The sequence below is a fragment of the Streptomyces boetiae genome (assembly GCF_031845405.1).
Lineage (GTDB): Bacteria > Actinomycetota > Actinomycetes > Streptomycetales > Streptomycetaceae > Streptomyces > Streptomyces boetiae.
The window spans coordinates 82,151-94,539 of sequence record NZ_JAVREN010000025.1 but is presented as its reverse complement, the minus strand read 5'-3'; the positions used below and the strand labels follow the sequence as shown (position 1 = coordinate 94,539).

7 protein-coding genes are annotated in these 12,389 nt (G+C 77.1%); 5 read left to right on the top strand and 2 right to left on the bottom strand.

The window, feature by feature from the left end; translation table 11 throughout:
- Both RM780_RS17560 and RM780_RS17555 read left to right on the top strand, forming a co-directional pair.
- Positions 1-1,576, top strand: a 1,576-nt coding sequence (locus RM780_RS17560) for a phosphoenolpyruvate--protein phosphotransferase (RefSeq protein ID WP_311631694.1), incomplete at its 5' end; no start/stop codon positions are given.
- Positions 1,577-1,670: 94 nt separating this feature from the next.
- Positions 1,671-2,963 carry a saccharopine dehydrogenase family protein gene (locus RM780_RS17555; protein WP_311631693.1) on the top strand — a complete coding sequence of 431 codons (1,293 nt, stop codon included), beginning with the start codon at positions 1,671-1,673 and terminating at the stop codon, positions 2,961-2,963.
- A gap of 31 nt (positions 2,964-2,994) precedes the next feature.
- Here the strand turns inward: RM780_RS17555 and RM780_RS17550 are convergent, their stop codons facing one another.
- Together RM780_RS17550 and RM780_RS17545 are read right to left on the bottom strand one after the other, a co-directional pair.
- Positions 2,995-4,314, bottom strand: coding sequence for a serine hydrolase domain-containing protein (locus RM780_RS17550; RefSeq protein ID WP_311631692.1), 1,320 nt, complete (start codon positions 4,312-4,314; stop codon positions 2,995-2,997).
- 143 nt (positions 4,315-4,457) lie between these two features.
- Positions 4,458-5,489, bottom strand: coding sequence for a methyltransferase (locus tag RM780_RS17545; RefSeq protein ID WP_311631691.1), 1,032 nt, complete (start codon positions 5,487-5,489; stop codon positions 4,458-4,460).
- Between the two features lie 294 nt (positions 5,490-5,783).
- Here RM780_RS17545 and RM780_RS17540 point away from each other — a divergent pair, with 294 nt between their 5' ends.
- From RM780_RS17540 to RM780_RS17530, 3 genes are read left to right on the top strand one after another with little or no spacing between them, the layout of a single operon-like run.
- Positions 5,784-6,407 (top strand): sigma-70 family RNA polymerase sigma factor, encoded by a 624-nt coding sequence (locus tag RM780_RS17540; RefSeq protein WP_311631690.1) that lies wholly within the window; start codon positions 5,784-5,786, stop codon positions 6,405-6,407.
- A complete protein-coding gene (locus RM780_RS17535) occupies positions 6,404-7,606 on the top strand; it encodes a hypothetical protein (protein ID WP_311631689.1) in 1,203 nt (400 codons plus the stop codon). Before RM780_RS17540 ends, RM780_RS17535 begins: the two co-directional genes overlap by 4 nt.
- Positions 7,603-12,357 (top strand): FtsK/SpoIIIE domain-containing protein, encoded by a 4,755-nt coding sequence (locus RM780_RS17530; RefSeq protein WP_311631688.1) that lies wholly within the window; start codon positions 7,603-7,605, stop codon positions 12,355-12,357. The genes RM780_RS17535 and RM780_RS17530 overlap by 4 nt, the downstream gene beginning before the upstream one ends.
- Positions 12,358-12,389 lie beyond the last annotated feature (32 nt).

Genomic DNA, 12,389 nt, shown 5'->3' with positions numbered 1-12,389 from the left:
CCGCGCCCTCCCCGCCGCGGAGGCACCGGCCGAGGCCGCGGCGGTCCGCGCCGCCCTGAAGGAGGTCGCCGTGGCGCTCGAACAGCGCGCCGCGGCGGCCCCCAGCCTCGCCGCAGAGGTGCTCTCCGCCCAGGTCATGATGGTCAGCGACCCGGCCCTGGCCGACCGCGCCGAGGCCCTGGTGCACGGCGGCACCGACGGCCCGCACGCGCTGATGGCCGCCTTCGGGGAGTTCCGCGCCGCCCTGGAGGCGGTCGGCGGGCTCTTCGCGGAGCGGGTGGCCGACCTGGACGACCTGCGCGACCGCGCCGTCGCCCGCCTCCTCGGCCTGCCCATGCCCGGGCTGCCCGACCCCGGCCACCCCCATGTCCTGGTCGCCGCGGACCTCGCGCCCGCCGACACCGCCCTGCTGGACCCCGCCAAGGTCATCGCCCTGGTCACCGAGCAGGGCGGGCCCACCAGTCACACCGCCATCCTGGCCCGCAGCCTCGGCGTCCCCGCCGTGGTCGGGTGCCCCGGGGCCGCCGCCCTGACCGACGGGCGTCTGGTCCTGGTGGACGGCGCCGCCGGTACCGTCGAGGCCGACCCGCCGCCGGAGTCGGTCGCCTCGGCCGCCGCCGCCCAGGAGCAACGCCGCCGGCGGGCCGCCGCGCTCACCGGCCCCGGCCGCACCGCCGACGGCCACCCCGTCAAGCTGCTGATCAACCTCGGCGCGCCGAACGAGCTGCCCGCCGCCGCGGCGGCCGACAGCGAGGGCGTGGGCCTCTTCCGCACCGAGTTCCTCTTCCTGGACCGCGCCCAGGCGCCCACCGTGGAGGAGCAGACGGCCGCCTACGCCCGGGTGTTCGCTGCCTTCGCCGGCCGCCGCGTCGTCGTCAGGACCCTGGACGCGGGCGCCGACAAGCCCCTGCAGTTCGCCGCGCCCGCCGGCGAGGCCGAGGAGCAGAACCCGGCCCTGGGCGTCCGCGGCCTGCGCACCGCGGCCCGCGACCCGAAGCTGCTGGACGACCAGCTCCTGGCCCTCGCCCGCGCCGCCGAGGGCAGCGCCACCGAGGTCTGGGTGATGGCCCCCATGGTCTCCCTGCCCGCCGAGGCCGCCGCCTTCGCCGAGCGCGTCCGCGCCCACGGCCTGCCCCGCGCCGGGGCCATGGTCGAGGTCCCCGCCGCCGCCCTGCGCGCCGGGGAGCTGGCCCAGGGCTGCGACTTCCTCAGCATCGGCACCAACGACCTCTCCCAGTACGCCTTCGCCGCCGACCGCACCCTGACCGGGCTGGCAGCGCTGCTCGACCCCTGGCAGCCCGCGCTCCTGGACCTGGTGCACCTGACCGCGGAGGCCGGCGCCCGGCACGGCCGCCCGGTCGGCGTCTGCGGCGAGGCGGCGGCCGACCCGGCGCTCGCGCTCGTACTGACGGGCCTGGGCGTCGGCAGCCTCTCCGCCGCGCCCGGCGCGCTGCCCGAGGTCCGCGCGGCCCTGGCCTCCCGCACCCTCGCGGACTGCCGCGAGCTGGCCCGCCTGGCCCGCACCGCCCCGGACGCCGCCACCGCCCGCTCCCGCGTCCGCGCGGCGCTGGCCTGACCGCCGCCCCCCGCTCCTGTCATTATGCAACTAGGTGCAATAGGCTGCCGTCGCGCCCCCGCCGGAGCGCCCGCCGACCCGGAAGGAGACCGGCATGGCCGGGAACCAGCCCGACGCGGACCCCCGCCCCGGGGACCGCGACCGCGAACTCGACATCGTCGTCTACGGCGCCACGGGCTTCGTGGGCAGGCTCGTCGCCGCCCATCTCGCTCGCAGCGCGCCCGAGAAGACCCGGATCGCCCTGGCCGGCCGTTCCCGCCCCAGGCTGGAGACGGTGCGCTCCGGACTCGGCGAACGGGCCGGCGACTGGCCGCTGCTGGTGGCCGAGGCCGACGACCGCGAGGCCCTGGAGCGGATCGCCGGCGCCGCCCACGTCGTCCTCACCACCGTCGGCCCCTACGGCAAGTACGGCAAGGAGCTGGTCGCCGCCTGCGCCCGCGCCGGCACCGACTACGCGGACCTGTGCGGCGAGGTCCTGTTCGTCCGGGACTGCATCGACGCCCACCACGGACAGGCACGCGCCACCGGCGCACGGATCGTGAACGCCTGCGGCTTCGACTCGGTGCCCTCCGACCTCGGCGTCCACCTCCTCCACGAGCGGGCACGGGCCGAGGACGCCGGAGAGCTGGCCGAGGTCACCCTGGTCCTCACCGCCCTGCGCGGGGGCTTCAGCGGCGGGACCATCGACTCCCTGCGCCATCAGATCGACGTGATGAAGCGCGACCCCGCCGCCCGCAGGCTCGCCGCGCACCCCTACGCCCTCAGCCCCGACCGTTCCGCCGAACCCCGCCTCGGACGGCAGAGCGACCTGGCCCGCATCCCGGCCCGCGAGGTCAGCCCGGCCCTGCGGGGAACGCTCGCCCCCTTCGTCATGGCCCCCTTCAACACCCGCGTGGTGCGGCGCAGCAACGCCCTCCTCGGCCACGCCTACGGGAGCGGCCTGCGCTACCGGGAAGCCATGAGCGTGGGCACCTCGCCGCTCTCCCCGCTGCTCGCGGCCGGGGTCCAGGCCGGGCTCGGCGCGCTGACGGCAGGGCTCGCCCTCCCGCCCACCCGCTGGGCCCTGGACCGGCTGCTGCCCAAGCCGGGGGACGGGCCCGGCGAGAAGCTGCGCCGCGAGGGCCACTTCACGGCCGACTTCTTCGCCCGCACCACCACCGGCGCCCGCCTGACCGCCCGTGTCCGCGCGCAGGGCGACCCCGGGTACGCCGCCACGGCCGTCATGCTCGGCGAGGCCGCGCTCGCCCTGGCCCTCGACCGCGCCGCCCTGCCCCCGACGCCCGGCGGCGTGCTCACCCCGGCCACCGCCCTGGGCGACGCCCTGGTGACCCGCCTGCGCGCCGCGGGCATGACCCTCACCACCGGCGCCGCGTCCGGTCGCGCCTGAGGCCGGGCGCCTTCCCGAACGGCCGCCCCGACTACGGGCGTTCGGCGCCGGTCGCCGCCGGGAGGAGCCGGGTGGGCAGGTCCTCCTCGGCCGCGGGGGCGAACGTCCGCTCCTCGGCCGTCGCGCTTGCCGGGCGTTCGCCGCAGAAGGCCGCCTCCAGGGTGCCGCCCAGGGCGGTGTTCACCGGGCCGTTGTTGGAGGCGTTGGCCATGGCCGTCAGGCGGCGCTCGCCGTCCTCGGTGGTGAAGGCGTAGGTGTAGAAGCCCTGCACGGTGCCGGTGTGGCCGAGGACCGAGAGGCCGCAGGAGAGGGCGTAGCGGCGCAGGCCCAGGCCGTAGAAGCGGGTGTTGGTCGCGTCGGTCGGCGTCATGGTGAGCATGGCGTCGAGCTGCTCCGTGCCCAGGAGTTCGCCCTCGGTCAGGGCGCCGACGAACCGGTTGAGGTCCGCCGGGCTGGAGATCATCGCCCCGGCCGACTGCGCCCAGGAAGCCGTCTGGCGTGTGGAGTCGACCAGCGGCAGGCCGGCCTCGTCGGGGGTGAGGTGGCCGCTGATGTGCGTGCCGGGGATGCGGGTGCGCGGGTGGACGTAGAAGGTGTCGTCCAGGTCCAGCGGCTGAATGATCCGCTCGCGGTAGGCGTCGGCCAGGGAGGCCCCGGTCAGGCGCTCGATCAGCATGCCGGCGACCACGAAGTTGCTGTTGGAGTACGCGTACGCGGACCCCGGCTCCACGGTCAGCGGGCGGCTGAGCGAGAGGTCCACCAGCTCCTGGAGCGAGAAGACGCGGTCGCGCACCGACTCGAAGCCGGGGACGGTCCGCGCGAACATGTCGTTGGTGTAGTCCCACAGGCCGCTGCGGTGGCTGAGCAGGTGGCGCAGGGTGATCCGGTCGTCGGGCAGCAGGCCCGGCAGGTGCCGGTTCACCGGGTCGTCCAGGCCGGCCGCCCCCTCCCCGATGAGCTGGAGCAGCACCACCGAGGTGAAGGTCTTCGTCACGCTGCCCACGCGGAAGCGCGCGCGGGTGGTCATCGGCAGGCCCGTGTCCGCGTCGCGCTCGCCCACGGCGAGGCGGGAGACCCCCTCCGGGCCGTCGATGCGGGCCATCGCCCCGGGCGCGCCCAGCTCCGTCGCGCGCAGCAGCGCCGCGCGCACCCCCTCCAGGTCCGGCTCGGCCAGGCCGGACCCGGCGGCCGGCGCCGAGTCCTCGGCCGGCGCGGGGCCCGCCGGCGCGGGGTCCGCCGGGGCCGGGACGGCCGGCGCCTCGGTGGCGGCCACGGCCTGCGTGCCGGCCACGACGGCGGCGGCCAGGACGATCGCGACCGTCGCCGACCGCCTGCGGAGGGGCAAACTCATGCTGATCCCTTGGGAGTTCGGGTGTGAAGGGATGCAAAGCGTACCGCCCGGCCGGCACACGTCCTCCGTCACGGCGCGCCGGGGCCCGGTGAGCGCTCCCGGCGGGACGCCCGCCGGGAGCGCGGCCCCGCCGCGACGAGGCCCTACGTCCCGGTGGGCCCGCGCGTCGCCTCCTTGCGGCAGACGGCCAGGGTGTCGGAGTCCCCGAAGGCGCGGAAGGCCACCGAGGAGAACCCGGCGGCTGTGGCGTGGGCGCGCAGCTCCCCGGGGACGTAGGAGCCGCCGCCCCGGGTGAGCACCAGCATGGAGAGGCTGACGCGCAGGTTCACGCGCTCGGCGTCCGCGGCCGGGTGCCCGAGCATGCGGTCGTAGACCAGCAGGGCGCCGCCGGGCTCCAGGCTCTCGAAGGCCTTGCGCACCAGGAAGGCGCGCTGCTCGGCGCTCCAGTCCACCAGGACGTGGCCGATCATCACCAGGTCCGCGCGGGGGAGCGGGTCGGCGAAGAAGTCGCCCGCGTGGAAGGCCGCCCGGTCCGCCAGCCCGGCCCCGGCCATCCGCTCCGCGAACAGCGGGGCCATGGTGGGCAGGTCGAAGACGCCGCCACGCAGGCCGGGGTGGGCGGCCAGGACGTGCGCGAGCACGCCGCCCCGGCAGCCGCCGACGTCCAGCACGAAGCGGTGGCGGCCCCAGCCCTCGTAGGCGGACAGGAGCTGCCCGGCGAGTGGGCCCGTCATGCTGTCCATCCTGTTGGCGAACTGGCGCAGGATCTCCAGCCGGTGCACGGCGTCCATGAACTCCCGGCTGTCGCTTGGCGCACCGGTGCGCAGCGACTCGGTGAGGCCGAGCAGCGCGGGGAAGAGGCGCAGGCGCAAGACGTCCCCGAGGTAGGAGGGGCCCCCGGGCACCAGGTGGGCCTCGGCGGCGGGGCCGTTGCGGTAACGGTCCGCCTCCCGCTCCAGCAGTCCGTTGGAGACCAGCAGGCCGAGCCAGTGCGCCAGCCCGCGTCCGTCCAGCCCGAGACGCCGGCGGATGGTCTCCTCGTCCGCGGGCCCCTCGGACAGCAGGGCGAACAGGCCCAGCTCCAGGCCCGATACGAGCGTCTGCACGTCGCACAGGGCCTCGATGTCGACGGGGAGGGCCGGGGCGTGTGCGCCGGGCGTGGTCTGAGCCGTCATGGGTGCTCTCCTCGTCTCGCCATGGACGGATGGTCACTCCATTCATGAGAAGGCGCCCGACGTGACCACGTCAATATGCCCCGATAGGGGCGGGAAAGTCGCTCCATCATCCGATATGCCAATCGGGTTGGCGGCTGGACGGCGCGGCCCTCCCCGGCCCGGGGGTGCGGCCCCTCGATTTAACCCGGAGTTCAAGTCGTGGTATTCGAACGCCGCCCTTTAGGATCGTAAACAAGATCGAATGTTGCGCGACCGGTCGAGCGGCGCAGCCGCATTGCGATAGGGGAACAGAGAATGTCTCACGCGAAGCCGGCGCCCCCGGCGGCCCGTCCCTCGTTAACGGCCCTTGCGGCGCCCGCCGTTGCCACCGGAGCCGCCCCGGTTCCGCGCCCCTCGGCCGGCGCGCACCCGCGGACGCCCGCGGCCGAGCGCTACCGCGACGGGCTGCTGCGCTACGTCAGCCGGCTGACCGCGGGGGACGCGCACCGCGCGGAGGACATCGTGCAGGAGACCATGCTCCGCGCCTGGCTCGCGGCCGACGAGTTCTCCGACGGCGAGGGCGCGTTCCACGGCAGCGAGGACCACCTCGCCGCCTGGCTGCACACCGTCGCCCGCAACCTCGCCATCGACGCCCGCCGCCGCGACCGCGCCCTGCCGGTGGGCATCCTGCCCGCCTCCCTGCTGCACCGGGCCGCCGACGGCGGCGCCGAGATGGCCGCCACCGTCGCGGAGCGCGTGACCCTCGTCCCCTCCCTGGCCCGGCTCTCCCCCCGGCACCGCGAGGTCGTGGTCCACGTCTACCTCTACGACCGCTCCCGCGCGGACGTCGCCCGCCGGCTCGGCGTCCCCGGCGGCACCGTCAAGTCCCGGCTGCACTACGCCCTCTCCGCCCTGCGACGGGACCTCCCGGCGGCATGACGACCACAGACCCGCTCGACTTCGTCAGTCGGCACCGCGACACCATCTTCCGGTGGCTGGGGATTCTCGCCGCCCTGCTCGTGGCCTTCCTGATCCTGCGTCACCTCGCGATGCGCCTGGGCGGCTGGCGTGCCGCCTGGCAGCGCGCGAGGCGGGAGGCCGCGCTCACGGCCCACGCCTTCGCCGCGCCCTTCCGGGCCTGGCTGCGCCACCGGCGGTCGCTGCGCGTCCTCGTGCGCGGGCTGCGCGCCCACGTGACCTGGCGCGACGCCGAACGGGCCCTGGCCGCCGCCCGCGAGGCCGCCGCGCCAGCGGGAGGCCGGCCGTACGCGGCCCTGGTCGGCGCGGACACCGTGACGGTGCTGCTGGCCGGCGGGGACGCCCACCCGCCCGAGGAAGGCCCCTGGTGGCGCGACGAGGACGAGGGCCCCGGCCACTGGACCGCCGAACGCGCCGCGCTGCCGCCGGTGGTCCCCGTACCCGACCGGCCGCCCGCCGTGCTCGTCGCGCTCGGCGAGTCGCGGGGCCGTTGTGCCTTCCTCGACCTGGCGGTCGGCCCCCCGCTGCTGAGCGTGGAGGGTGACCGGCGCGGGCGCGTCGCCCTCCACCAGGCGGTCGCCGCGCAGCTCGACGCCCGGCTGCCCGAGGGCCTGGTCGTGGTGGCCGAGGGCGTGCACCGGGCGTTTCCCGGCTTGCCGGTGCGCGCCGCGTACCGGACCGCCCGCGAGCTGAGGCCGCGCCTCGGCGTGGCCCCGGTGCTCGTCACCGCCGAGCTGCCCGATCCGCTGCCGCCCGAACTCGCCGCGTCGCCCAGCGAGTCGGGAGGCACGCGGACCGTGCTGCTCGGGCCGGGCCGCGGCTACACGCGCACCCTGCTGACCGACCGGCACGGCCAGGTCGCCGTGGCCGGCACGCCGCTGCTGGTTTCGGGCAACGCCCTGGGCCGGGCCCTCGCCCGCGTGCTCGCCTCGCTGCCTCCCGTGCTGCCGCCAGTCCCGCCGGGCGCGGGGCACTCCTTCGCCGAGCCGGAGGAGGACGAGCTGGACCGGGCGGAGGAGGACGCCCTGGATCAAGTGGTCCCGGCCGGGCCGCAGTTCGCGGAGGACGGAGTGGAGGAGGCGCCGCCCGTGCGCGCCCCGGCGCCCGTGCCGCCCCCGGCCCTCGCCCCCGCCCGTCCGATTTCCCAGGAACGCCCGTGAACCTGACCCTCACCACCGCCGACCCGCAGGGCCGGCTCGCGGACTACCTCGTCGAGTTGCCCGAGGACGCCACCGTCGCCGAACTGGCCGCCGCGCTCCACGCCCCGCGCCTCTACCTCGGCGAGCGCCCCCTGGACGACGACGCGCCCCTGGCCGCCGGAGGCGTCCGCGACGGCGCGCTCCTCGGGCTCGGCGCCCCCGCCCCGCCCCGCGCCTCGGCGGCCAACGCCTGGCGGCCCCCGCCCGGCGACCCCGAACTCCTCGAACTGCGCCACGTCTCGGGCCCCGGGGCGGGCCGGGTGTGGCGGCTCGGCCCCGGCCGCCACGAGGCCGGCACCGACCGCGGCTCCGCCATCCGCCTCGCCGCCGGGGATGGCGACGGCGGAACGCCCGAGCGCGGCGTCTGGATCACCGTGCACGCGGACGGCTCCGCCTCCTTCCTCCTGCCGCCCGACGCCGACGCCGAGCGCTGCGGCCTGCGCAGCCTCACCCCGCCGCCCCCCGTCGACCCCGAGACCGGCACCCCGCTCACCGACGAGGAGCCGGCCGGCGCGGTGGACGGCGGACCAGGCGGCCACAGCGCCGAGCCCGCGCCCACCGGACCCGACGGCCTGCCCCTGCGCCCGCCGCCGCCCCCGCCCGGCGCGCTGCCGCCTCCCTCCGACGGCTCGCGGCCCTGGCCGCCCTACGCCGACCTGGCGCTCGGGGACCATCTCCTGCGGCTGACCGCGCCGTTCGAGCCCGACGCCGCCGTCAGGCCCGCCGCGCGCGGCCTCACGCTGGACTACAGCCGCCCCCCGCGCATCGCCCCGCACCTGGACGCCGAGAACCTCACGCTGCCCGGGCCGCCCGCGCCGCCCGGGCCGCGGCCGTTCCCGTTCATGATGATGATCTCGCCGCTGGTCCTGGGCCTGGCCATGATCACGCTCTTCCGGTCCTTCTACTTCCTGATCCTCATCGTCCTCACCCCGCTGATGGCGGTGGGCAACTGGGTCACCGGCCGCCGCGCCAACCGCACGCGGCACGAGGAGCAGGTGCGCCGCTACCGGCTGCGGCGCGCGGCGCTGGAGGCCGAGATGCGCCGCGCCACCGTCGAGGAGCGCCACCAGCGCAACCTCGCCGCCCCCGACCCCGCCGCCGTGCTGCTGACCGCCACCGGGCCCGGGCACCAGCTGTGGGAGCGCCGCCGCCACCATCCCGACTACCTCACCCTGCGGCTGGGCACCACCACCCGGCCCTCCCTCAAGCGCATCTCCGACCAGGCCAGGGAGTCCAACCACCGCACCGTGCACTGGCGGCTGGCCGAGGTCCCCATCGGTGCCGAGCTGCCCCAGCTCGGCGTCCTCGGCCTCACCGGCACCCCGGCCACCGCGCGGGCCGTCGCCCGCTGGGCCGTCGTCCAGGCCGCCGTCCTGCACAGCCCACGCGACCTGCGCGTCGTCGTCCTCACCGAGAAGGGCAACGCCCAGGACTGGGCCTGGGTGCGCTGGCTGCGGCACCTGCGCCCGCACCGCTCCGGGCCCGCCGGGCCGCCCCTGATCACCCTGGGCAACGACGAGGAGTCCACGGCCCGCCGTGTCAGCGAGCTGTACGCCGACATCCAGGCCCGGGCCGAGGCCGCCGGCGCCGGCGCGGGCCGCAGGACCCCCGCCACCGCCCCGGATGTGCTCGTCGTCATGGACGGCGCCTACCGGCTGCGCGACCTGCCCGGCGTCGTCAGCATCCTCACCCAGGGCCCGGGCGTGCGGGTCTTCAGCGTCTGCCTGGACGAGCGGGAATCCCTGCTCCCCGAGGAGTGCCGCGCCGTCGTCACCGCCACCGGCGACCGGCTGACCGTGCGCACCTCCGGCAACCCCGCCGTGCGCGGCATCCGCGCCGACCAGGTGGACCCGCCCTGGTGCGAGGAGGTCGCCCGCACCCTGGCCCCGCTCCGGGACGTGACCGTCGAGGCCGACGCGGGCCTGCCCACCCAGGTCAGGCTCCTGCCGCTCATCGGCCAGGAACCGCCCGACGCCCGGGCCCTGGTCCGGGCCTGGGAGCGGCGGCCCGCCTCCACCTCCTTCGCCGTCGGCGCCGGCTTCGAGGGAACGGCCGCCCTGGACCTCGTCGCGGACGGCCCCCACGGCCTGATCGGCGGCACCACGGGATCGGGCAAGTCCGAGCTGCTCCAGGCCATGATCGCCTCGCTGGCCGCCGCCAACCGGCCGGACGAGATGACGTTCGTCCTCATCGACTACAAGGGCGGCAGTGCCTTCCGCGAGTGCGCCGAACTCCCGCACACCCTCGGAATGATCACCGACCTCGACGGCCACCTCACCCAGCGCGCCCTGGCCTCGCTCGACGCCGAACTGCGCCGCCGCGAGCAGTTGCTGGCCGACGTCGGCGTCAAGGACCACCGCGAGTACCGCGCCAAGCGCGCCCGCGAGCCCGAACTGCCGCCGCTGCCGCGCCTGCTGCTGGTCATCGACGAGTTCGCCACCCTCGTGCGCGAACTCGCCGAGTTCGTGCCCGGCCTCATCAGCCTGGCCCAGCGCGGCCGTTCGCTCGGCCTGCACCTGCTGCTGGCCACCCAGCGCCCCGCCGGCTCGGTCAGCAACGAGATCCGCGCCAACACCAACCTCCGCATCGCGCTGCGCGTCACCGACCGCACCGAGAGCCAGGACATCATCAACTCGGCCGGAGCCGCGTCGATTTCCCCGGCAACGCCCGGCCGGGCGCTCGTCCGGCGCGGCGACGGCCCGCCGCTGCCGTTCCAGACCGCCTTCGTCGGCGCCGAACGCCCCGCGGAGGGCGAGGCGGACGGGCACGGCGCGGGTGGCGGGCGCCGCGCCGTGCGGAGCACCGAGCTGACCTGGGACGGGCTCGGCCGGCCCCTCGCGCCGCCCGCCGAGCCCGATGCCGAGCCCGATGCCGAGCCCGATGCCGAGCCCGATGCCGAGCCCGATGCCGAGCCCGGGGCCGAGCCCGATGCCGAGCCCGGGGCCGACGCCGGCCCCGGCGGCGCCGAGGCCGAGGCCGGACCCGCGGAGGGCGTGGAGGCGCGGGAGCGGCGCCCGGGGGACCCGCCCACGGACCTGACCGCCCTGGTGGCGGCGGTGCGCGAGGCCGCCGCCTCCCTGCCGGACTTCCGGCCCCAGCCGCGCCCCTGGCTGCCGCCGCTGCCGGCGGAGATCCCGCTGGAGGAACCACCCCGGGACCCCGCGCCCCGCGCCCGGCGCCTGCCGCCCGTCCCCTATGTCCTGTTCGACATGCCCTCCCGGCAGCAACAGGTGCCCGGCCACCTCGACTTCGCGACCTTCGGCCACCTGTACGTGATCGGCGCGCCGCGCTCCGGCCGCACGCAGGTGCTGCGCACCGTCGCCGGCTCGGCCGCGCTGCACCTGACCACCGACCAGCTCCACGTCTACGGCATCGACGCCGCCGGCGGGGGCCTGGCGCCGCTGGAGGACCTGCCGCACTGCGGCGCGGTCGTCTCCCGCCTCGACCCCGAGCGGCTGGGCCGCCTCGTGCGTCGCCTCCTGACGGAGCTGACGGCCCGTCAGGCCGCCCTCGCCCGGGAGAGCGCCGCCTCCCTCACCGAGCTGCGCGCCAAGCTCCCCGCCCCCGAGCGCCCCGCCCACCTGCTGCTGCTGATCGACGGCTGGGACGCGCTGGTCGAGGAGCTGGAGAAGCTCGACGGCGGCCGGATGACGGAGGACCTGATGCGCCTGCTGCGCGAGGGCGCCGCGGCCGGCCTCCACGTGGTCGCCACCTCCGAGCGCAGGCTGCTCGGCGGGCGGGCCGGCCAGCACAACGACCGGCGCCTCCTGCTGCGCCAGGCCGACCGCATGGACTACGCCGTGGTCGGCGTCAACCGCAAGGCCGTGCCGCAGCACGTCCCGCCGGGCCGGGGCTGGTTCGCCCCCGGCGGCACGGAGGGCCAGATCCTGACCCTGCCGCTGAACGCCCTGGCCCGGGGCGGCGACCAGGCCGACGCGCTGCGCGCCATCGGCCGGCGGGCCGCGGCCAGGGACGGCGGCGTGGCGGCCGGTCTGCGGCCGTTCCGCGTCGAGGCGCTGCCGTCCGGCATCGGCTACGCGGAGGCGGCCGGGATGGTGCCGGAGGAGAACCGCCGCCCGCTGTGGGCGCTGTACGGAGTCGGCGGCGACGAGGCAGGTCCCCTGGGCGTCGACTTCGCGGCCGAGCCCGGCTCCTTCGCGGTCGTCGGGCCGCCGCGCAGCGGCCGGTCCACGGCGCTGGCGGCGATGTGCGTCTCGCTCGTGACAGGCGGAACGGCCCTGGTGGCGCTCACTCCCCGGGACTCGCCGCTGCGGCGGCTCGGCGCGCACGGCCTGGCCCGGGTGCTGGAGGACCCCGACCCGGCGGCCGACGCGCTGGAGGCGGCGCTGGCGGAGGTCGAGGGACGGCCCGCGGTGGTCGTCGTGGACGACGCGGAGCTGCTGACCACCGGCCGTGCCGACAAGGTGCTGCGCGCGGTCGCCTCGGCCGGGCGCGACCGCCGGCTGGGGCTGCTGCTGGCGGGCACGGCGGAGGGTGTGATGACCGGCATGGGCTGGATCGGCGTGGCCCGGCGCTCCCGGCGCGGCCTGCTGCTGGGGCCGAAGAACCTCGCCGAGGGCGAGGTGATCGGCGTGCGGCTGGCCCCGGAGCACCTGCGCCCGCTGTCCGTGCCCGGCCGCGCCTGGGCCGCGGACACGTCCGCGGGCCTCCCGGTCGCGGTGCAGGTGCCGCTGACCGTCCTCCAGGGCTGACCGGGCCGAGGGGGCCGAACGGGGGCGGGGGC